This window comes from Enterococcus sp. DIV0970a, from assembly GCF_051711265.1.
GTDB lineage: Bacteria > Bacillota > Bacilli > Lactobacillales > Enterococcaceae > Enterococcus_D > Enterococcus_D casseliflavus.
Genome location: NZ_JBIOMF010000001.1, coordinates 982,051 through 1,001,404 on the forward strand (window position 1 = coordinate 982,051; position 19,354 = coordinate 1,001,404).

Consider the following 19,354-nt stretch of genomic DNA (forward strand, 5'->3'; position numbering starts at 1 on the left):
AAATATTTTGAGAGAATCAATTCTATTCTGAACCATGAATTTAGTGAATTTTAAAGGAGTGTGAAATATAAATCACACTCCTTTAACTTATTTTAACCGTGATTTCAAATCGCTTAGTTCACTACTTAAGATATCATTTTGCTCTTTTAAATTTTCAAGATCCTGTTTCAATTGTTCGTCATCTTTTTCATTATGCGATCCTGAGTGCATACCCCTCATCATAAATATCATCATTATCGGACATAATAAAAGTAATAACCACTGCATTGTCATCGCTCCTTAACTAAGTTCTTTAGAGTAGCAACTTCTTCTTTTAATTGCTCAGTTTGGATTTTTAAACTTGCTATATCATTTTCGGAACCAGTGTGTTTTGAATGATCTTCTCCATGCATATGATGATGCCCAGCATGTCCGTGCCCTTTATGCATAAACATCATTGAGATAGGGCAAATTAGTAGTAATAGTAGTGGTAAGAGATTAAGTAATGCTTCCATGTAAATCTTCCTCCTTAGATTTTTTGAGATAGATGTAAGTTAATATAGAGCCAATTAATAGGACTATGGACAGGACTTGAGCCATTCTCAAGTTTGCTGTTAGCATTAAACTGTCGGTCCGTAATCCTTCAATCCAGAATCTCCCGACGGAATATAGTGAAACATAAATTAAAAATATTTGCCCAAAGAACATTCTATTTCTAGACACCAGAAGCAAAATAATGAGTACTCCTATATTCCATAAAGACTCATATAAAAAAGTCGGATGATGGTAGGCCCCATCAATATACATTTGATCAATTATGAAAGATGGGAGTTTCAGAGATTGCAGGAACTCTATGTCTACAATTTCTCCATAGGCCTCTTGATTCATAAAATTTCCCCATCGTCCAATGATTTGTCCAATTACTATACTGGGAGCAACTACGTCAGCAACATTCCAAAAAGAAAGATTTTTCTTCTTGCAATAAATAACCCCTGTCAATACAGCACCAATTAATCCACCATGTATTGCTAGACCACCTTCCCAAATTTTTAAGATACTTAAAGGATCATCAATGTACAAAGGTAATTCAAAAAGTACATAGTATAATCTGGCCGATATAATAGAAACTGGCAATCCATATAACAACAGATCAACAATTGTATCCTCAGGCAATGCCGCACGCTTTGCTCTTCTATTAGCAACAAAATATCCGATTATGATCCCAAACACTATGAAAATGGCATACCAATAAATAGTAAATGGACCAAACGAAATAAATACTCTGTCGTAGGGTTCTCTCAAATTCTTCCCTCCTTCCTAATGAACTTGTTTTGACTATAGCAGGCTATTATGGAAATTTTATGTAGACTTTTTGACAGATACATTAGTACACATTTTCTACACAAGTTTTTTTATCATTATATTAAAAGGAGTGATCTAATATAAATATTAATTTAATGAAAAAAAGCATGCTATTTCTATTATTTTTTGTCTTTGCTTTATCCCTCGCGATTACATTGACAATCAACTTCCCTGGTTTGCTCAAAATCAATTTATTCTTTCAAAGCGATATAAATTTTCAAAACTGGAGTAGATCTCAAGTTAATCAAGATTTTAGAAATTTAATGGGCTATTTAAATAATCCTTTTCAAAAAGAATTGGTTTTTGATAATCTATACGTCTCAGATCGCGGTATAAACCATTTTAAAGATGTTAAATTTTTGTTCCAGCTTAACTATTCATTGCTTCTTTCTACGAGTAGCGTTCTTTTATACCTAAACAGGAAAAAATTAGTAACGCGTGATCAAGTCAGAGAAATCACTAGTTTAATCAAGTGGATGATAATATCAGTCTGTGTAATGGCACTTCTGTTTTTTGATAAAGCATTTGTGCTTTTTCATCAAGTATTTTTTGACAATGATGATTGGATGTTTGACTATCGTACAGATCCAATTATCAGTTTTTTACCGGAAACATTTTTCTTTTTATGCTTTTTATTAATTGTAACTATAAGTGTTTCTACTTTGACAACAATTCATCATTTGTTTAATAAAGAAGAACGTACTTTATGAATAGCCTAAGGAGGGATGGTCTTGGTCGAACGCAAAATACAGGTATCGAATTCAGAGTTAGATGTTTTAAAGTTTATCTGGAGATATGAACCGGTAACATGTGGTTTAATAACACATGGAATGCAAGAGCGTAATAGTTGGCATCCCTCCACAACAAAAACGTTAATAAGAAGGTTGTTAGATAAAAATGTGATCACGTTTAACACTTCAAAAAACCAAAGATACTACACTTCACTGATTAAGAAGCAAGAATTTTTAGAAACCGAAATACCAAGGTTACTTTCTGGAATGGATGAAGGTTGTATCTCAGAAGTAAGCTACTATTTAAACGGATTGGTTAAACGTTCTGACACGGAGGAATTCAATGATTTCAAAATATAATCTTTATGGAATGACTTGTGCAGTTTGCGCAACAACAATAGAGAAAAAAATTCATGAGTTGGATGGAGTATATTTCGCTAAAGTTAACTTAACAACTGAGGTTCTAAAATTGGAATATGATGAAGGTGTTTTGTCTAATCATACAGTTATAACAGCTATTCAAGACATTGGTTATGACGCTGAGATTCGAAAAAAAACTGAGATAAAGGTATTTGGAATAAGTGGAATGACTTGTGTGTCCTGCGCTAACAAAATTGAAAATGTAGTTAAATCAATGACTTATGTCAAATATGCCAACGTAAATTTTGAAGCAGAAAAACTCTCGGTAATATCAACTGACCCTTCAGCGGTTGCAAAAATAAGTGATGTTGTCAAAACTCTTGGATATCAGCTATATGCTCTTTCTGAAGAGGAGGAACAAGTAATTTATAAAACAAAAGAACAAGAGCAACAGAAGCTAAGGCGAAGATTTATCACGTCAATGCTATTTACAATTCCTGTTCTATATGTTGCTAGTGCAAATATACTTGAGTTACCCCTATTTGAAATAATTGATTCTACGACAAACCCTAGTTTTTTTTCGCTGACGCAATTGATATTTACCACTCCGGTTATATTGGCCAATAAAGACTATTATAAAACTGGATTTTCCGCACTCATGAAAAAACATCCGAATATGGATACATTAATTGCTTTAGGTACAAGTATTGCTTTTTTATACGGCACCTTTGCAACAATACAGATTATATTCGGAAATTATCTCTATACAAAAGAGCTCTACTTTGGAGCATCAGCAGTGATATTAACGTTAATCAGACTAGAGAAATACCTAGAGTTGGTGACGAAAGATAAGACATCTGAAGCAATACAAAAATTAATGAGGATGACTCCCAAAACAGCGAAAACTATCAGACATAATAAGGAACAGACTGTTCCTATTGAATCAGTTTTAGTAGGAGATGTGATCATAGCAAAACCAGGAGAGCGTTTGCCACTGGATGGTATTGTAATAAGTGGTAAGTCTTTAGTTGATGAATCTATGCCTACAGGTGAAAATCTTCCTGTTGAAAAGAAAGCTAATGACCGAGTAATAGGACCCAGTAAAAATAAAAATGGCGTAATAAGATATGAAACAACTCATATTGGTAAAGACACCACTTTAGCTCAAATAAGCAAACTAGTGGATGATGCACAATCTTCGAAAGCTCCAATCGAAAAACTGGCTGATATCATTTCAAGTTACTTTGTATATATCATTATTCTAGTTGCGATTGGATCTAGTCTACTTTGGGTGCTATCTGGACAAAGTATTTCGTTTTCATTCTCAGTCTTAATTTCAGTTTTAGTTATAACATGTCCTTGTGCATTCGGTTTAGCTACACGGACAGCTATTATGGTCGGTATGGGAAAAGGCGCTGAAAATGGTATTTTAATTAAAAGTGGTGAAGCTTTAGAAACAACTCATCACGTAAAAACAATATTATTCGATAAAACTGGTACGATTACAAAAGGAAAACCTATGGTAACAGATATAATACTTGCAGAAAATATGGATAGAAACTTTCTCTTGTTTTTAGCGGCCTCTGCTGAAAAAGCATCCGAGCATCCGCTTGGGGAGGCAATTGTAAAAGAAGCCAAAATCGTGGGGATTGATCTGGTTGAACCTAGTATATTCGAATCTTTCTCTGGATTGGGTATTAATGCTATATTGAAAGGTACCGAAGTAAGTTTAGGAAATGAAGAGTTCTTTAAGCAGTTGAATATAGACATTAGTAAATTTAAGTTAATTTCAGATAATTTAGCATCTAAAGGAAAGACACCAGTGTATATTGCAAATGATCGTATCTTTCTCGGAATAATTGCGATTGAAGACACTATAAAGCCAGCAAGTGCATTAGCAATTCAAAAGTTGAATAAACTTGGCCTCAATGTGGTTATGCTCACGGGTGATAATAAACTTACTGCACAGGCAATAGCTAATCAAGTTGGGATCACCAACGTTATTAGTGAGGTATTACCTCAAGAAAAGGCCTATTATGTTAAAATGTTGCAGTCAAAAGAACATAGGGTTGCAATGGTAGGTAATGGGATAAACGATGCACTTGCCCTCGCTCAAGCGGATATAGGTTTTGTGATGGGTTCTGGTACTGATATAGCGATGGAATCTGCGGATATAATATTGATGAACGACGATCTGCAATTGCTAATGTCCACGATTGATTTAAGCAAAAAAACAATTTGGAATATAAAGTCAAATTTGTACTGGGCATTTGCTTATAACATGTTAAGTGTTCCAATAGCGATGGGTGTTTTGAACATTTTTTGGGGGCCTTTATTAAGCCCGTTAATTGCAGGCGTTGCTATGAGTTTTAGCTCAATAACAGTACTTTTAAATTCACTTCGCTTAAAAAACTTCAAAGTCAAATAGGAAAGGTGATTGTCTTATGACTGAACATTTACAGACCTTATTTATTAGTGGAATGGCTTGTCTAGGATGCGCCGGAGAAATTAAGTATGCATTAGAAAAGAATCCCTCAATTTCTGTTAGGAAAGTAAATCTCGAAGAAGGTTTAGTAACTATTGCAACAAAGACAGATTTATCAATTAGCGTTATTAATCAATTGTTGAAAAATACGAATTATAAGGCATTATAAGTTTGGTGAATCATCACATTAAATATGTGAATTCTTATGGTAAGAAAGTTCCTCTATATTCTACTTTTTTCAAATTGAGATATATAGAAAAACCAGTTTTTTAAATTTATTCACTGCTTTTTGTGCATAAGTATATGTTGAATCCAATGGACGGATTTCTGAGAGGCATTTCATGTTTTTTTGAACTCAAAAATCCTTTGGAATCCCAATGTAGGTTTTTGGTATTAGTTGAAATGGATTTTCACTTGGTAGTAGAGGAGGGTAGAGAGGATTGTGAAATTCTTATGTAGAACAATTATTTATTTGAATAGGAGGAAGAACTATCCAAAATAGCAGTTCTAAACTTATATTTCATATTAGGATGCTTATCGAATATCATCATAGCACTTCTACCTGTTAGGATATTCATGAAACTCGAAACCTATGTTTTGGGCGCGATACTTAGCGATATATGTACATGATATGCAATCATACACTAAACAAATCAATCTGTATCTATCCTATATTTAAAAGCTCTAAAACAAACTCTATACATGGTTTCTCCATAAATTTTCCTTATGATACTTGTAAGACAATTCTTAAAAGATTGATTAGATTAGTAAATCCAATATAGGCGACTTTTTTAAGAAAGAAGGAATTTTATGATGAAATATTTGCAAATAGTGGTTATTGACGGAATGAATTGCTCAAGGTGTGCATCAAAAGTAAGAAATGCTTTGGAAGCAGAGCCAACAGTCAGTGTAAAAATAGTTGATTTGGCTAGAGGTACAGTTACTTTCGATGCTGATTCAAAATTAACTTTAACATTCTTAAATCAACTACTAAAAAATACAAAGTATACTGTAACTAGGGATATATCTATATAAGTATAAGTATATGTGGGGGAATCAACACAAAATCTCCACATATTTTTTTTATGGTAACTACATAATAGATATGGGAGATGATGGGTTGAAGAATAATAAATATATTTGGTTAGCAGCAACAATATCAATGTTGACCCTAGGCGGTGTTTTCATATTGATTCAACAGCAGAACAAGGAGGAGCATGCTGAAGTTGTCTTTCAAGAAGAACAACGACAAATCTCAAGTAGAATGTCCAATATGATGGGGGATAATCAAGAAGCTGATTTGAAGGTAGTACACCAAACGGAGAGACAACTATTGATTCCCCCTGTTCTTGAACCATCTTCAAAAAGCAAAGAAAATGTGATATATGATATAGTTGCTCAAAACGGAGAAGTTCAAATAATGGATGGAGAAAAAACTGAAACATTAGGCTATAACGGGGATTTTTTAGGACCAGTTATTAGACTGAAAAAAGGTCAAAAAGTTACTATCAATACAAACAATAATCTTGATGCTAGCACATCTTTTCATTGGCACGGTTTGAAAGTAGCTTCTGATGCAGATGGAGGTCCACATCAGATTATAGAAGCAGGACAGAAAAAAAGTGTAACATTCGAGGTTGATCAAGAAGCTTCTACACTCTGGTTTCATCCCCATCCGGAAGGAGAAACAGCATCTCAAGTTTATAAGGGTTTAGCAGGTTTGATGTATATTGATGATGACAACTCAAAATCATTAGATTTACCTTCCAAATATGGTGTCGACGACATTCCCTTGATTGTGCAAGATAAATCTTTCAGCTCCACTAATCAAATTAACTATGAAAATGATTTTAACTCTGATGGAACAAAAGGGGAGACGTTGCTTACTAATGGCACTATCAATCCATATATTGAGATAAAAAACCGATGGATGAGGTATAGAATTGTTAATGGATCTAATTCAAGAAACTTCACTTTTACTTTGGATAAAGATGAATCATTCTACCAAATTGCTACAGATGGTGGTTTTCTGAATACTTCTGTTAAACTTAGTAAACTACTTTTAGCCCCCGGGGAAAGGGCAGAAATATTAGTGGATACTCAGAATTATAAAAAAGGTGAGGTAATTCATTTACTAGCAAATAATTTGGTTGCCTTGACAATGAGAATTGAGAATACGATAGAAAACAAAGAGTTTACTCCCTCTGATAGTCTAAATACTATTAGTACTTTAGATGAAAAGAAATTGGAAGATTTAGCAAGACAAAGTATTAATTTAAGAGGAATGTCTCACATGGTAAACATCAACAATAAGCAATTTGATATGGAAAGAATAGATTTATATAAAAAATTAGGTACTCAAGAGATTTGGGAAGTTAACAATATTAGTAGTATGATGGGAGGCATGATTCATCCGTTCCATATCCATGGTGTTCAGTTTCAAATTTTATCTAGAGATGGAAATCAGCCCGCACTAAACGAGCAAGGATGGAAAGATACTGTGCTGGTAAATCCGGATGAAACAGTAGAACTTCTTGTGAAATTCGACCGTGAAGGTATTTTCATGTATCATTGTCATATATTAGAACATGAAGAGTATGGAATGATGGGACAAATGGAAATTAAATAGAAAATAATTTAAGAAGGATGATTGTCTATGAAAATTCTTATTGTGGACGATGAAGAAAAAATATTAGAAATTATTGATGCCTATCTAGTTGCTAATCATTATTCAGTTTATAAAGCAATAAGTGGCGCAATGGCATTGGAAAAGTTCGAGAAAAATAATCCTGATTTAGTTGTGTTAGATTTAATGCTTCCGGATACTGATGGATTGACTGTGTGTAGAAAAATCAGAGAAGTATCAAATGTACCAATTATAATGTTAACAGCTAAGTCTGATGAGGATGATATTCTTACTGGTCTCAAGTTAGGTGCCGATGACTATATGATTAAACCATTTAGTCCCAAAGAATTAGTTGCGAGAATACAAACTGTATTGCGCAGAACTGAGACCTTATCAAATCCTAATAAGCTTTCTTCAAGTAATGGGGAATTGATAGTATATCCTGAAAGTCGCCAAGTTTATCTACATCAAGTGGAATTAAACCTCACAACAACTGAATTTGATATTCTACACGCCCTAATATCCACACCTAATAAAGTCTTTTCTCGTAGTGATTTGATAGAGAAAGTTAAGGGAATAGAATTTGATGGACTAGATAGGAGCATCGATTCTCATATAAAAAACTTAAGACATAAAATTGAGAATGATGCTAAATCACCTATGTATATTTTGACAGTCCATGGTACAGGATATAGATTTGGTGGCCACTAATGAGAAAAAGAACGATAAAAACTCAATTAGTTCTTTCCTTTTTAGCAATCGCAACATTAATAATAGGATCGATTAGTTTAGTCGCATTAAGTTTGACGAACAATCATTTTAGTAAATACGTAGAAGAGCGACAAGAAGATTTGTTGAATCAGTATGTATATACAATTGATTTATTGTGGTTAAATAGTGGAGAAACATGGAACAGCGAGGAACTTGCAGCACTATCTGAGAAAGCATTAGAAAATAATATTTATTTTTCTATAGAAGACGAACAAGGCAACATGGTTTGGGAACTTAAAGGAAAAAATTTGAAGTCAGCACAGGACAAACTGAAAAAAAATGCCTTGAAAGTTTCTGAGAAAAAAAGTGTGAAACTAGACGAAACAATAGAAGCGAAAAAGAAGTTAATTAATGATGGAAACGAGTTTGGAAAAGTAACGTTTTATTATTTCGGACCTTTTGCTTATACAGAGCACGATGCCTTGTTTATCTCCAGTATGAAACAAAGTTTAATGTATGTTGCTATTGCAGCTCTTCTTGTATCATTTATACTTGCTTCGTGGATCTCTGCTAGATTAGGATTACCACTAAAGCATGTAAGCGACTTTACACATAAATTAACCCGTGGGGAATATACTGATAAAATCCCACAAGAAACTTCAATTATTGAAATTAATTCCTTGATTGATTCCCTAAATGATTTAAGTAATCAGTTGGAGAAACAGCATGGACTTCGAAAAAGATTAACTACTGATATTTCACATGAATTAAGAACTCCATTAGCTACCCTTAAAGGCAATGTGGAAGGAATGATTGACGGAGTCTGGAAAATAACTCCCGAGCGCCTACAATCTTGTTATGATGAAATAGATCGTCTAACTCGTTTAATTGGAAATATAGAAGTAATCAACAAAATTGAAGCAAAGTATGATCATTTAAATAAAACTGAGTTTAGCATATATAAGTTGATCGAATCCGTTATTGAAAATTTCTCCAGCAAATTTGAGTCAAAAAACCTTCATGTTGAAATCCAAGGGGATAACATCAATATATTTGCAGATAAAGATAAAATGAACCAAGTTGTTATCAATCTTTTGAGTAATGCTATTAAATTTACGCAAAAGGATGGAACCATTAAGTTTTCTATAAGTAAAAATAAAGACCATGTTCTTTTAATTGTTGAAGACAACGGCATTGGTATAGAAAAAGATCAGCAACTTCATATTTTTGATAGATTTTATATGGCTGACCCCTCCAGAAGTAGAGCTTTAGGGGGGCAAGGTATCGGATTAGCTATTGTAAAGAGCGTTATTGAAGCGCATAAAGGTAGTATAACTGTAAAAAGTAAATTAGGTCTAGGAACTAAATTTGTTATAAAGTTACCATTTCAATAAAGGAGGAGAGTTATTTGTTTCAAAAACAGATAAAAATTGCTAAACTAGTATGTGAATGTTGGGCAAAAAAAATATTTTTTCAACTGATTTCGATAGATAGTGTCGAAAAAGTTCATTTAGATATCTTATCAAATTCTGTAGTAATCTTTTCTAAGAAGGACTTATCAATAGCTACAATTAAAAAAGAAGTTTTTGGATTACAAATTTATGAGATGACCTAAATGTGATTAATTAAAGGAGGATGAAGACAGTGAAAAAGATGACAAAATTAGTATTTGCAAGTCTTGGAATTATTGTATTTTTAGGAGCGTGTAGCAATCAAAGTGAATCGAATAATTCTAAAAGCACAAACGAGGAATCGACTTCTACAGCGTCTAGTGAAATGAATAGTATGGAGGGAATGAATCACGAAGGTATGGTTCCTTCTTCAATGAAAGATGCTGCGAACCCTAAATTCCCGGTGGGAAGTAATGTTATACTGCTAGGCGATCATATGGAAGGGATGAAAGGTGCAAATGCTCAAGTTGTAGGGGCCTTTGATACTACAATGTATGAAGTAAGCTATGAGCCAAAAACTGGGGGACCAATGGTTAACAATCATCGATGGGTAGTACAAGAAGAGTTAAAAGATACTGAGACTGTAGCAAATGAGGGCGATACTGTTATCTTGAATGCCGATCACATGGATGGGATGATGGGAGCTGAAGCAAAAGTAGATAAATCTATTACAGGAACTGTTTACGTTGTTAATTACACTCCAACCGATGGTCAAGAAGAAGTTAAGAATCATATGTGGGTAACTGAAGATGAGATGGAATATGACGGAAATAATGAGTAATTTTATATACTAAACCAATAAGCTGGTACATGGCCTTCGTATTCTCAACATGAGGAATATGAGCTCTTTGTTAATAAGGACTGATGAGTTGTGCAAAATCAAATCTGGGTCAGAACGAACCTCATTCTGGCTCAGATTTTTGGCTCTTCGACATTTAGTGCTGGTAGAGAGACAACTGAAAATTTAGTCATAACCAGTTAGGCAGAGTGCTTAACTGGTTTTTGTTTTACTTGGAAGATCAAGCCTTGAATGAGATAAATTCTTGCTCGAAAGTTGTGGAAATTTCGATAGCCGTAGGCTACTCGTTTTATCACTTTTATCTTATTATTTGTTCTTTCCAATGCACCATTACTATACCTGGGTTTTAAAGCATATTGAATCCCTAATTTGTATTTATTTAAAAACGTCAGCTTCTTACAAAACCATTGTGGAAGGCATTGATCTAAGCTGTTGATCGTATCGAAAAAACTTTGGTTGTCCTTGTGTTTAAAGTGATAGAGGAGGAGCTGGCAAGTCTCGTAAGCCCTGGTTAATTGCTCGTCGTAACTCAAAAGCTCATCGACCATCGCTTTTTGCGTCATTGGTCTGCGAAAGGATCGATCATATTGATAATCGGAACTATCCAGATGGTTCTGTTGCAAAGTTTTAAATAAAGAATAAAATCCCTTACGGTATCTATGATTTAAGCTGGGATTCCCAATAATACCTTGATTTCAGTACAGACCGAAAACCCGAAGAGAGTGCCTTCTTTTCGGGTTTTCTTATATAATCCTCGAATGGCTTCCATGCCTTTAATCGTGGTAGAGGCAGTGCGTAAACTTCGATAGAATTTATTGCGTCTCTTTACTGGACGATGGTCTTGTTCAATCAAATTATTCAGGTATTTAATGGTACGATGTTCTGTCCCTTGATAAAAGCCGTATTCTTTTAGTTTCTTAAAGGCACTTGTAATAGAGGGGGCTTTATCTGTGACTACAACCTTCGGTTCATCAAACTGCTTCACTAACTGCTTAAGAAAAGCATAGGCTGCTTGTGTGTCCCGTTTTTTACGTAACCAAATATCCAAGGTTAAACCATCTGCATCGATGGCTCGATACAAATAATGCCATTTTCCTTTGATTTTGATGTACGTTTCATCCATTTTCCATGAATAAAAGGATTTTTTATTTTTCTTTTTCCAAATTTGATAGAGTAGTTTGCCATATTCTTGCACCCAACGATAAATCGTCGTATGAGAAACGTTAATGCCACGATCATATAAGATTTCTTGAACTTCACGATAGCTAAGGTTATAACGAAGATAGTAGCCCACGGCTACAATAATCACATCCTGCTGAAATTGCTTTCCTTTAAAAGGATTCATCGTCATTCCTCCTGCTATCTTTTTCTATTATTCTACCTTATTTGATAGTAGATTTAAAACTTTGCAACAGAACCAAATACAGCTACCAGCCTTGGGGCGATATTTGGACAAAATCACTGTCGTCGATCACTGCTGGCAATCCGCCTGATGTTATTGTACAAGATATCAATTCTGTTGCTCAGCGGGCAGAAGCGCAGCAAGCAACGAATTTAAGTGAGTATATCGAAGAGGGCTTTTCTGATGAATTTTATCCGCAATTATGGGATACAGTGGAATACGAAGGGGATGCCTATGCCGTTCCTTTCAATACAGATACGCAAGTGATTTTCTACAATAAGACACTCTTTAAAGAGGCTGGTATCAGTGAAGAGCAACTGCCACAAACGTGGGAGGAGTTAGAAACAGTTGCTCGTAAATTAGATGTCAAAAACGGTGATGACTTTGAGCGGATCGGCTTTTACCCATTGTGGAATCTAGGCGCTGACGTGTGGGCGTTGAATGCCGACGATGGCGTCAGCTGGTTTGACAAGGATGAGAACGTCAAAATCGATACAGACAACAAAGTGGAAGCGTTGGAATGGATCTTAGACTGGCAAGAGTATTATGGTCAAGATACCATCAATCGCTTAGAAGCTGAATTTGGTTCAGGGGTTGCCGATCCATTCATTTCTGGATTAGTGGCGATGCGTGCGCAAAACATCAACTACTACTCAAGTTTGGCGGAAAATGCACCAGATGACTTTGAATTTGGGGTCATTCAAATTCCTGAAAAAGAAAGCGGCTCTGGTCACTGGTCATGGGGCGGCGGGTTTGGTCGACCAACCAGACGGTATCCGCAAACGTTGCAGGAGCATTATCGTTATTTCTGGGAACAAGACATCGCTGTCGATATTTTGACGCCAGAGCAAGATTTTTCTGACTATCAGTTGGTGATCGCTCCAATGCTTTACTTGATGACATCAGAGACGATGGCAAAACTTTGCCAGTATACACAAGCCGGTGGTACCTTGATTTCCAGTTACTTTAGCGGCATGGTCAATGAAACCGACTTGTTGTATCTGGGGGGCTTGCCACAGCCGTTGCGAGCATTATTAGGCATCAACGTGTTGGAGCTGGAAACTCTTTTTGACACTGAACACAATCAGTTGGTTTTTCAAGGACAGCCCTTTGAAACACGGGACTATTCTGCAATCATCGAAGCCGAAACAGCGGAGGTACTAGGGGAGTATCAAGCGGATTTTTACCAAGGAACACCTGCGATCACCAAACATACCTTTGGTGCCGGCACCGCCTACTATCTGGCGGCTCGCACCAACTATGACTTTTTCGAACAGTTTTATGCCTCTTTGGTCCGTGAGCTGTCCTTGGCAGAGGAAAGGATCGCGCATGCCAATCCTGCAGTCTCGATCCAAGGCAGGATCAGTCCAGAACGAACGTACTTTTTCATCATGAATTTTTCTGAGAAAGAGCAGACACTACACTTGATCAAAGAAGTCGTTGATTTAGAGACCAATCAAGCAGTCCCTCAAACAGCAACCTTGGCGCCGTATGAAGTGCGAGTGGTTTATTTTAACAATTAGCTGACCATTGGAAAAAACGTCCCTTTCGACAAATGCAGAAAGGGACGTTTTTTTGATGAATGGTTTATCAGAAATCATTCTGGATCGGATGCTTGGTGCTTTTTCATCCATTGAGGCAATGCGGCACTGATTTGTGTCGGCAAAACGACATAGTGCTCTTTTGCCAATGCTTCGCCAATCAGGCTATGGAGATAGACAGCCGCTTGGATCGTTTCCTCTGTTTTTTCAAACTGTGCCAAAAAGCTGGTGATCATGCCTGCCAGCGTATCACCCATCCCACCAGTCGCCATTGCGGGTGTTCCGAGGGGATTTTGGGCGATGTTGCTGCCGTAAATTTGTGTGCGATGGCTTTTTAAGACTACCAGACTTCCGAGTTTTTGTTGGGCTTGCTGGTTGTTTTCTTCTGTCTGGTCGGCAATTGCCAGTCCGCTGAGCCGTTGCCATTCCATCTGATGCGGCGTGAAGACGACTTGTTCAGGAAAGGGGATGATCAGCGGATATTTGGCAGCCAAATTGATCGCCGAACCATCGATCACCAACCATTGGTGTTCTTTTTGGGCAGAAACGATCCGCTGCAGCAGATCAAAATTGCTTTTTCCTTCGCCTAATCCAGGACCAATCAGTAGGACGTCCGCCGATTCGGTGACCGTATCGATCAGTTCTGTTTGCTGCCAATCGACAAACATCGCTTCAGGCAAGCGGGCGTGCAGGGCGGTTCGGTTGACGCCATCGGAGATCACGGTGGTCAAACCAGTTCCCCCATACACACAGGCTTGCGCAGCCATTAAGATCGCCCCACCGAATTGGCGGTTGCCCCCTACTAAAACGGCTCGGCCAAAAGTGCCTTTGTGGCTTTTTGTCGGGCGCTGTTGGATCACTTTGGATAAAATTGCAGAATCAAGTTGCTCCATGCAATGACTCCTTTCGTTAATCAAAATCGAGTTATATTTATTATACCTGTTTCCTAGAAATTTCATAGAAAAGACCCATGGAAAAAGGCGCAATTTTCTTTCCTTTTTTGGTTTAAGAGTGTTATCATAAATAGCGAGAACAGAAATGGAGGGAACACTATGACAATCGATTGGAAAAAAGAGGTCGAAGCCCGCAAAGACGATTTGCTGAACGACTTGATTGATCTATTGAAAGTGAAAAGTGAAAGAGAAGATGATAAAGCGACTGCGGATGCGCCATTTGGTCCTGGACCTCGTGATGCGTTGCTACACATGCTAGCTTATGGCGAACGTGATGGCTTCACAGTCAAAAACGTCGATAACTACGCTGGTCACATCGAATTTGGTGAAGGAGACGAAACATTAGGGATCTTCGGCCACATGGATGTTGTTCCTGCAGGTGACGGCTGGTCAACCGATCCTTATGATCCAGTCATCAATGACAACAAAATCTATGCTCGTGGTTCTTCTGATGATAAAGGTCCTTCAATGGCTGCCTATTATGGGATGAAGATCATCAAAGAATTGGGCTTGCCATTATCGAAAAAAATCCGTTTTGTCGTTGGTTCTGATGAAGAAAGCGGCTGGGCAGATATGGATTACTACTTTGAGCATGAAGAAAAGCCTGATTTTGGCTTCTCACCAGATGCCAATTTCCCAATCATTAATGGAGAAAAAGGAAATGCGACATTAGGGATCCATTTCCAAGGCAACAATGAAGGAGACTTCACGCTGCAAAGCTTTACTGCTGGCTTGCGAGAAAATATGGTACCAGGAACGGCAACAGCAAGCTTCATTGCTCCATCAACAGAAGAAGCATTAGCGATCGAAAAAGCCTTTTTCGATTACGTTGAAGCCAATCCAGTGACGGGGACGATTGAAACAGAAAATGAACAAGTGACGATCGAATTAGTCGGTAAAGGTGCTCATGGTGCCAGCCCACAATCAGGAATCAATGCGGGGACTTTCTTAGCAGTCTTCTTAGATAACTATGCCTTTGGCGGCGGCGCAAAACAATTCATCCATGCAGCAGCAGCCTATGTCCATGAAGATTTCTACGGTGAAAAATTAGGTGTGGCGTACGAAGATGAAAAAATGGGTAAATTGACTATGAATGCTGGTTTATTTGCTTTTAAAGCGAACCAAGCAGGAACGCAAGCAGACAACTTTATCGCATTGAACTTCCGTTATCCTAAAGGCGTAACTGCGGAAGGACTTGAAATCGGTGTGGAACGCACCGTCGGTATGGAAGGGGCAACCGTTACCCGCAATGACCGCAACATGGAACCTCACTACGTGCCAGCAGATGATCCATTGGTAGAAACTTTATTGGCGGTTTATGAAGAACATACTGGCGAAAAAGGCTTCGAACAAATCATCGGCGGCGGCACATACGGCCGTCTATTGAAACGCGGCGTTGCTTATGGCGCAATGTTCCCTGGCTATGTTGACACCATGCACCAAGCCAATGAATTCATGAGCTTGGATGACCTATTCAACGCAGCGGTGATCTATGCAGATGCTATCTACCGTTTGGCGAAATAAAGAGAGATTGATTGGGTCTGTTCACTCGCTAAATAAATACAATTGAACGTTTCGTGCGGCATTCTCGTATCTTTTTCATGTGAGAGAATGCCGCACTTTTTTAGTATGGAACAGGGGGATGAGTAGTAAAAAACACCTCATAGTGATGAGGTGTAGAAGCAATTAGTCTTTACATTTTTTCTTTAGGATTGCGTCAGTGAGGATTTCTGAAAAATCTAAATGCATAGTTCGTCCTAGTTTATCCGCCCATTGAGGAATCGCCAGTTTTTTCTCGACGAAGGTTTGATTCTCTAAATATTCTGAAACATCAACAAGGACCATCGATAGAAATGATTTTTCTTTGTCGTAATCGAATTCAAAATCTAAATCGTCTATAAACGGATTATTCGCTTCCAGTGATAAACAATTAATGGGGGTAGAGAGCGGAATCTCCCGATTATTTTCAATACAATCTGCCAAAACGATTCCGAGCCAATCGGATGCCATGAATAAAGCATCGGCGATGTCTAAGCCTTGAGTGCCGACTTGCTCAGGAAAATCAGGAAAAGAAATAAAATACTTCACTTCGCTTTCGTCTGTATCGGTGTAATAAAACAATGCAGGGTAACTTGCTAACATAGTGTACAACTCCTTTTTCGCGATTCTCTACAGATCTGATTGCAATGGTAGCGCTCTTATTTTTCACTAGTACCTAGTAGTCTTAAGCAAGAGTTGTTGCTTTTTTATTGTACCAGTGTCATAAATACTGAACAATAGGCAATATTTTTTTAAGAGGAGAGTATCAATTCAGAAATTCTGATGATTGAAAGAACATCATCTTTTGTGGTAATTTAAAAATCTTTGTGTCTATTATTAATGAAAATGTTATATTTTGTTATTGACATCAAATCATCCGAATGATTTACTTTTTGTAAGGAGTTGAAAAGTGATGCCTGATTTAGTGAAATTTATTTTGGTTATTCTGGCGATTTGGGTGGTTTATCAAGTATTTACGACGATTTTATTTACCCTTTCCCAAAAAGCAGTTGCCAAACGAATCAAAAGCGGGAAGATGTCTGATCAGCAGTTGGCGAATTTGTACCACGCTGTAGCACGAGCAAATCAAGGAAGCAATTTCCAAGCGATTTTCTCTTATGGGCTCTTTTACCGCAGCCATGCAAAGCAAAGTGATGCGGTCTATGAACTGTATCGCGCAGAAATGGTGAAAAGAAATCTGTTGTAACCAACTGTGAAGCAGCTGCTTTCGAGAATATTGCTCGAAGTAGCAAAAAAGCCTAGGTCCTGCACAACAAGTGCAGAACCTAGGCTTTTTTGGTATTTACTGGGCAGCAAGCTGTGACAGATAAACACAGCTCCTTGCTGCAGCTATTTCTTGTCTTTGCTGCTTTTTTGATCCATGCCCGCACCGATCGCTACACCTAGTACCCATGCCTAATGCTAGATTGTCAAAAAACAGCATCCCAAACGCAGCACCTAATGCCATTCCGACACCGATCCCCAGTCCCATATTGTTAGAAGCGGCTTCCTTTTCTTCAGACGTTTGCGGCGGTTTTTTCGTCATTGTGAAAAACCCCTTTCTTTTTAGTATAGAGGGGTTTCGTTTGGATGACAAATATTCGAACTGCTGCTCAGTGATATGCATCAGGAGAGTGCAACCGCTAAGTATGGCAAACGGGTTGAACCATTGGTCTATCTTCCGCCGGGCAAATAGTTACGCTCGGGGTTGTAGCGGCGAATGATCTTATTTTCAGCGAGTACGTGCTCATAATAATAAACAGGCGCATCCTTAGTCTCTAGTCGAAAAACAAAGACGAGCGGAACCTTTAAGACGGAATAGCGCGCGGGGATCGCAATATACGATTTTTGATTGCGCTCCATCGTCAGTGCGAATTCATCAAACAAAAGCGCCACTGGTGTGGGAAAGTTTACCAATTCATAATAGTGTTTTTCAAATGCATAGGTTTCTTGTTTTGCATAAGCAATTTTTGCAGCTGGCATACACATTCACCTCACTCGAATTATACGAACGTTTGTTCTGTTTGTAAAGTGAAAAATTACCAAGCGAGGAAAAAGGAGGCGTTCTCTATGAAAAAGATGTTATGCTAACAAGAAATTTGCTACACTAGAGAAAAGAAGGAATCAAAAAGGAGCAGATACCATGGATTACGAACGTTTCGCACGATTACAGGCACGCTTTGCCGATGAAAAACTGCTGACCAAAGAAGGGGTCTATCGGTTGCGTTTGTCAGGGAAGGCGCAGTTCGAACTAGCCTTTATCAAAACCGGACCCTGTGGCGAGTCTGTCTACCAGCCGCTGATCAAGGGCACTTTTGCTGAAAAAGAAGCAATCCCTACCTATTTGCTGGATCTTGCGGCGCAGCCTATGACGCAAATCAGTCAGCGAACCTCCGAAAATGAAGCAGTGTTAGATAAAGCGTTAGTAGCATTAATGGAAAAATGTGAGCAGGCAGTTGCCGTCAACGAAGCCGCACAAGAAGCCGCACGTTGATTAGCATGACAAAGATACAAGAGCCGCCTGAACCTGATTTTTTACACTAAGCAAAAAACGATCCTGACAAGATTCCTTGCCAAAGATCGTTTTTTATTTTCCCGTGGTAATTAGTGTCCTCATTCGCCGAAGTGGTCTGAGAAGCCTTGTTGTTTCATAAAGGCCGCGACATCTGGACGTCGCGGTTCACGGAAAAATTCCGTCATTTTCGTTTGCCAATTGGTTTGCTGTTGATTGCTGCTGCGCTGTGCATAATAGGCTTCTGTCGTTTGATTGTACTGGGCTGTTTGCTCCTGCGTCAGCGGTTGATACTGATCGACACTTACGATCGCTTCTTGGGGCAAGCGGACTTTCGGCTCATTTCTGTGTTGCGGATAGCCGATCGTTAAACCGAATAACGGAAACGTCAATTTTGGTAAGCCGACAAGTTCTGCGATACGAGGCAAATCATTGCGGATGCCGCCGATGTAACAAATTCCTAAGTCTTGCGCTTCAGCGGAAGCTACCATGTTTTGGGCAGCGATGGTCGTATCAACGACAGACACAATAAATGGTTCCATCGTGGTTAAGTGGGTATCAGGCACCCCTGCTTGGGTCAGCAGCTGCTGGTGTTTATGTAAGTCGGCGACAAAAAGATAGAAGACGCCCGTTCGAGTGATGTAATTTGGGGCACCGGCAATTTCTTCGATGGCAGCCAGTTTTTCAGGATCACTGACCTCAATGATCGAATAGGCTTGAACAAAGTTCGAACTGGAACCGCTCTGGGCAACCGTTACTAATTTTTGCTTGAGTTCCTTTGATAGTGGGCGGGGTTGAAAATCTCGGACAGAGCTGTGGCGGGTAAAAGTATCAAAAAGATCCATCGTTTTTCCTCCTGTAACGTACAAATTTCTTTCTTCCTTAGTGTAACAGAAAAAAAGG

Annotated in this window: 24 protein-coding genes and 2 pseudogenes; 15 read left to right on the plus strand and 11 right to left on the minus strand. The window is 38.0% G+C overall.

Annotated features, from left to right (window positions below; translation table 11 throughout):
* Positions 1-87: 87 nt before the first annotated feature.
* The 3 genes from IGK14_RS04640 to lgt are packed head-to-tail and all read right to left on the minus strand — an operon-like array spanning position 88 to position 1,281.
* Complete coding sequence (locus tag IGK14_RS04640; protein ID WP_002307645.1) at positions 88-273, minus strand: DUF2933 domain-containing protein; 186 nt, start codon at positions 271-273, stop codon at positions 88-90.
* Positions 270-494 carry a DUF2933 domain-containing protein gene (locus tag IGK14_RS04645; RefSeq protein WP_002307648.1) on the minus strand — a complete coding sequence of 75 codons (225 nt, stop codon included), beginning with the start codon at positions 492-494 and terminating at the stop codon, positions 270-272. The genes IGK14_RS04640 and IGK14_RS04645 overlap by 4 nt, the downstream gene beginning before the upstream one ends.
* Positions 478-1,281 carry a prolipoprotein diacylglyceryl transferase gene (gene lgt / locus IGK14_RS04650; RefSeq protein ID WP_002294779.1) on the minus strand — a complete coding sequence of 268 codons (804 nt, stop codon included), beginning with the start codon at positions 1,279-1,281 and terminating at the stop codon, positions 478-480. Before lgt ends, IGK14_RS04645 begins: the two co-directional genes overlap by 17 nt.
* 155 nt (positions 1,282-1,436) lie before the next feature.
* Here lgt and IGK14_RS04655 point away from each other — a divergent pair, with 155 nt between their 5' ends.
* Genes IGK14_RS04655 through IGK14_RS04670 form a run of 4 tightly spaced genes read left to right on the plus strand, consistent with a single transcriptional unit; the run spans position 1,437 to position 5,086 of the window.
* Positions 1,437-2,051: a TIGR01906 family membrane protein gene (locus IGK14_RS04655; RefSeq protein ID WP_002319974.1), complete on the plus strand. Its 615-nt coding sequence runs from the start codon at positions 1,437-1,439 to the stop codon at positions 2,049-2,051.
* 15 nt (positions 2,052-2,066) lie between these two features.
* The gene (locus IGK14_RS04660) at positions 2,067-2,432 is read left to right on the plus strand and encodes a BlaI/MecI/CopY family transcriptional regulator (RefSeq protein WP_104866399.1); all 366 of its coding nucleotides are present in this window, start codon (positions 2,067-2,069) and stop codon (positions 2,430-2,432) included.
* Positions 2,416-4,860, plus strand: coding sequence for a heavy metal translocating P-type ATPase (locus IGK14_RS04665; RefSeq protein WP_438711691.1), 2,445 nt, complete (start codon positions 2,416-2,418; stop codon positions 4,858-4,860). The genes IGK14_RS04660 and IGK14_RS04665 overlap by 17 nt, the downstream gene beginning before the upstream one ends.
* A 16-nt stretch (positions 4,861-4,876) precedes the next feature.
* On the plus strand, positions 4,877-5,086 hold the full coding sequence (locus tag IGK14_RS04670) for a heavy-metal-associated domain-containing protein (RefSeq protein WP_002325575.1): 210 nt from the start codon (positions 4,877-4,879) through the stop codon (positions 5,084-5,086).
* 340 nt (positions 5,087-5,426) lie between these two features.
* Here IGK14_RS04670 and IGK14_RS04675 read toward each other — a convergent pair.
* Positions 5,427-5,546: pseudogene (locus IGK14_RS04675) on the minus strand (transposase); the annotation flags it as partial.
* A 181-nt stretch (positions 5,547-5,727) separates the two neighbouring features.
* Between IGK14_RS04675 and IGK14_RS04680 the strand changes: the two are divergent.
* Genes IGK14_RS04680 through IGK14_RS04705 form a run of 6 tightly spaced genes read left to right on the plus strand, consistent with a single transcriptional unit; the run spans position 5,728 to position 10,486 of the window.
* On the plus strand, positions 5,728-5,952 hold the full coding sequence (locus IGK14_RS04680) for a heavy-metal-associated domain-containing protein (protein ID WP_002294786.1): 225 nt from the start codon (positions 5,728-5,730) through the stop codon (positions 5,950-5,952).
* Between the two features lie 10 nt (positions 5,953-5,962).
* On the plus strand, positions 5,963-7,546 hold the full coding sequence (locus IGK14_RS04685) for a multicopper oxidase family protein (RefSeq protein ID WP_002375819.1): 1,584 nt from the start codon (positions 5,963-5,965) through the stop codon (positions 7,544-7,546).
* Between the two features lie 27 nt (positions 7,547-7,573).
* Positions 7,574-8,254, plus strand: a complete 681-nt coding sequence (locus IGK14_RS04690; protein WP_002294790.1) for a response regulator transcription factor — start codon at positions 7,574-7,576, stop codon at positions 8,252-8,254.
* Positions 8,254-9,648 carry a sensor histidine kinase gene (locus IGK14_RS04695; protein WP_194186270.1) on the plus strand — a complete coding sequence of 465 codons (1,395 nt, stop codon included), beginning with the start codon at positions 8,254-8,256 and terminating at the stop codon, positions 9,646-9,648. The genes IGK14_RS04690 and IGK14_RS04695 overlap by 1 nt, the downstream gene beginning before the upstream one ends.
* Before the next feature lie 14 nt (positions 9,649-9,662).
* Complete coding sequence (locus tag IGK14_RS04700; protein ID WP_002307659.1) at positions 9,663-9,869, plus strand: hypothetical protein; 207 nt, start codon at positions 9,663-9,665, stop codon at positions 9,867-9,869.
* 20 nt (positions 9,870-9,889) lie between these two features.
* Entirely contained in the window at positions 9,890-10,486 is a 597-nt protein-coding gene (locus tag IGK14_RS04705; RefSeq protein ID WP_104866401.1) for a YdhK family protein, read from the plus strand.
* Between the two features lie 197 nt (positions 10,487-10,683).
* On the opposite strand, the gene IGK14_RS04710 is transcribed toward IGK14_RS04705, so the two are convergent.
* Both IGK14_RS04710 and IGK14_RS04715 read right to left on the minus strand, forming a co-directional pair.
* On the minus strand, positions 10,684-11,190 hold the full coding sequence (locus IGK14_RS04710; RefSeq protein WP_309301521.1) for a transposase: 507 nt from the start codon (positions 11,188-11,190) through the stop codon (positions 10,684-10,686).
* Positions 11,169-11,849: an IS6-like element IS1216 family transposase gene (locus IGK14_RS04715; protein ID WP_174131310.1), complete on the minus strand. Its 681-nt coding sequence runs from the start codon at positions 11,847-11,849 to the stop codon at positions 11,169-11,171. The genes IGK14_RS04710 and IGK14_RS04715 overlap by 22 nt, the downstream gene beginning before the upstream one ends.
* Before the next feature lie 77 nt (positions 11,850-11,926).
* Between IGK14_RS04715 and IGK14_RS04720 the strand changes: the two are divergent.
* Together IGK14_RS04720 and IGK14_RS04725 are read left to right on the plus strand one after the other, a co-directional pair.
* Positions 11,927-13,204: pseudogene (locus IGK14_RS04720) on the plus strand (extracellular solute-binding protein); the annotation flags it as partial.
* A gap of 9 nt (positions 13,205-13,213) precedes the next feature.
* Positions 13,214-13,429 (plus strand): Beta-galactosidase C-terminal domain, encoded by a 216-nt coding sequence (locus IGK14_RS04725; protein WP_267913025.1) that lies wholly within the window; start codon positions 13,214-13,216, stop codon positions 13,427-13,429.
* A gap of 74 nt (positions 13,430-13,503) precedes the next feature.
* Here IGK14_RS04725 and IGK14_RS04730 read toward each other — a convergent pair whose 3' ends face one another.
* Positions 13,504-14,340: an NAD(P)H-hydrate dehydratase gene (locus tag IGK14_RS04730; RefSeq protein ID WP_034857687.1), complete on the minus strand. Its 837-nt coding sequence runs from the start codon at positions 14,338-14,340 to the stop codon at positions 13,504-13,506.
* 159 nt (positions 14,341-14,499) lie between these two features.
* On the opposite strand from IGK14_RS04730, the gene pepV reads away from it, so the two are divergent.
* Positions 14,500-15,924 carry a dipeptidase PepV gene (gene pepV / locus IGK14_RS04735; protein WP_154694287.1) on the plus strand — a complete coding sequence of 475 codons (1,425 nt, stop codon included), beginning with the start codon at positions 14,500-14,502 and terminating at the stop codon, positions 15,922-15,924.
* Positions 15,925-16,086: 162 nt separating this feature from the next.
* On the opposite strand, the gene IGK14_RS04740 is transcribed toward pepV, so the two are convergent.
* On the minus strand, positions 16,087-16,542 hold the full coding sequence (locus IGK14_RS04740; protein ID WP_081116579.1) for a type II toxin-antitoxin system HicB family antitoxin: 456 nt from the start codon (positions 16,540-16,542) through the stop codon (positions 16,087-16,089).
* 310 nt (positions 16,543-16,852) lie between these two features.
* On the opposite strand from IGK14_RS04740, the gene IGK14_RS04745 reads away from it, so the two are divergent.
* The gene (locus tag IGK14_RS04745; protein WP_438711697.1) at positions 16,853-17,146 is read left to right on the plus strand and encodes a hypothetical protein; all 294 of its coding nucleotides are present in this window, start codon (positions 16,853-16,855) and stop codon (positions 17,144-17,146) included.
* A 96-nt stretch (positions 17,147-17,242) separates the two neighbouring features.
* On the opposite strand, the gene IGK14_RS04750 is transcribed toward IGK14_RS04745, so the two are convergent.
* A complete protein-coding gene (locus IGK14_RS04750) occupies positions 17,243-17,485 on the minus strand; it encodes a hypothetical protein (RefSeq protein WP_438711699.1) in 243 nt (80 codons plus the stop codon).
* A gap of 128 nt (positions 17,486-17,613) precedes the next feature.
* Positions 17,614-17,922, minus strand: coding sequence for a DUF5960 family protein (locus tag IGK14_RS04755; RefSeq protein ID WP_008378984.1), 309 nt, complete (start codon positions 17,920-17,922; stop codon positions 17,614-17,616).
* Between the two features lie 160 nt (positions 17,923-18,082).
* Between IGK14_RS04755 and IGK14_RS04760 the strand changes: the two genes are divergently transcribed.
* The gene (locus IGK14_RS04760; RefSeq protein WP_005225497.1) at positions 18,083-18,433 is read left to right on the plus strand and encodes a hypothetical protein; all 351 of its coding nucleotides are present in this window, start codon (positions 18,083-18,085) and stop codon (positions 18,431-18,433) included.
* Positions 18,434-18,552: 119 nt separating this feature from the next.
* Here IGK14_RS04760 and IGK14_RS04765 read toward each other — a convergent pair whose 3' ends face one another.
* Positions 18,553-19,296 carry an NADPH-dependent oxidoreductase gene (locus IGK14_RS04765; RefSeq protein WP_154694288.1) on the minus strand — a complete coding sequence of 248 codons (744 nt, stop codon included), beginning with the start codon at positions 19,294-19,296 and terminating at the stop codon, positions 18,553-18,555.
* Between the last annotated feature and the right edge of the window lie 58 nt (positions 19,297-19,354).

Excerpts from the sequence above, each read along its gene's own strand:
- IGK14_RS04640 (WP_002307645.1), bottom strand. The coding sequence starts at position 273 with ATGACAATGCAGTGGTTATTACTTTTATTATGTCCGATAATGATGATA.
- IGK14_RS04645 (WP_002307648.1), bottom strand. The coding sequence starts at position 494 with ATGGAAGCATTACTTAATCTCTTACCACTACTATTACTACTAATTTGC.
- IGK14_RS04655 (WP_002319974.1), top strand. The coding sequence starts at position 1,437 with ATGAAAAAAAGCATGCTATTTCTATTATTTTTTGTCTTTGCTTTATCC.
- IGK14_RS04660 (WP_104866399.1), top strand. The coding sequence starts at position 2,067 with ATGGTCTTGGTCGAACGCAAAATACAGGTATCGAATTCAGAGTTAGAT.
- IGK14_RS04665 (WP_438711691.1), top strand. The coding sequence starts at position 2,416 with ATGATTTCAAAATATAATCTTTATGGAATGACTTGTGCAGTTTGCGCA.
- IGK14_RS04670 (WP_002325575.1), top strand. The coding sequence starts at position 4,877 with ATGACTGAACATTTACAGACCTTATTTATTAGTGGAATGGCTTGTCTA.
- IGK14_RS04680 (WP_002294786.1), top strand. The coding sequence starts at position 5,728 with ATGATGAAATATTTGCAAATAGTGGTTATTGACGGAATGAATTGCTCA.
- IGK14_RS04685 (WP_002375819.1), top strand. The coding sequence starts at position 5,963 with ATGTGGGGGAATCAACACAAAATCTCCACATATTTTTTTTATGGTAAC.
- IGK14_RS04690 (WP_002294790.1), top strand. The coding sequence starts at position 7,574 with ATGAAAATTCTTATTGTGGACGATGAAGAAAAAATATTAGAAATTATT.
- IGK14_RS04695 (WP_194186270.1), top strand. The coding sequence starts at position 8,254 with ATGAGAAAAAGAACGATAAAAACTCAATTAGTTCTTTCCTTTTTAGCA.
- IGK14_RS04705 (WP_104866401.1), top strand. The coding sequence starts at position 9,890 with ATGAAGACAGTGAAAAAGATGACAAAATTAGTATTTGCAAGTCTTGGA.
- IGK14_RS04715 (WP_174131310.1), bottom strand. The coding sequence starts at position 11,849 with ATGAATCCTTTTAAAGGAAAGCAATTTCAGCAGGATGTGATTATTGTA.
- IGK14_RS04730 (WP_034857687.1), bottom strand. The coding sequence starts at position 14,340 with ATGGAGCAACTTGATTCTGCAATTTTATCCAAAGTGATCCAACAGCGC.
- pepV (WP_154694287.1), top strand. The coding sequence starts at position 14,500 with ATGACAATCGATTGGAAAAAAGAGGTCGAAGCCCGCAAAGACGATTTG.
- IGK14_RS04740 (WP_081116579.1), bottom strand. The coding sequence starts at position 16,542 with ATGTTAGCAAGTTACCCTGCATTGTTTTATTACACCGATACAGACGAA.
- IGK14_RS04745 (WP_438711697.1), top strand. The coding sequence starts at position 16,853 with ATGCCTGATTTAGTGAAATTTATTTTGGTTATTCTGGCGATTTGGGTG.
- IGK14_RS04750 (WP_438711699.1), bottom strand. The coding sequence starts at position 17,485 with ATGACGAAAAAACCGCCGCAAACGTCTGAAGAAAAGGAAGCCGCTTCT.
- IGK14_RS04755 (WP_008378984.1), bottom strand. The coding sequence starts at position 17,922 with ATGCCAGCTGCAAAAATTGCTTATGCAAAACAAGAAACCTATGCATTT.
- IGK14_RS04760 (WP_005225497.1), top strand. The coding sequence starts at position 18,083 with ATGGATTACGAACGTTTCGCACGATTACAGGCACGCTTTGCCGATGAA.
- IGK14_RS04765 (WP_154694288.1), bottom strand. The coding sequence starts at position 19,296 with ATGGATCTTTTTGATACTTTTACCCGCCACAGCTCTGTCCGAGATTTT.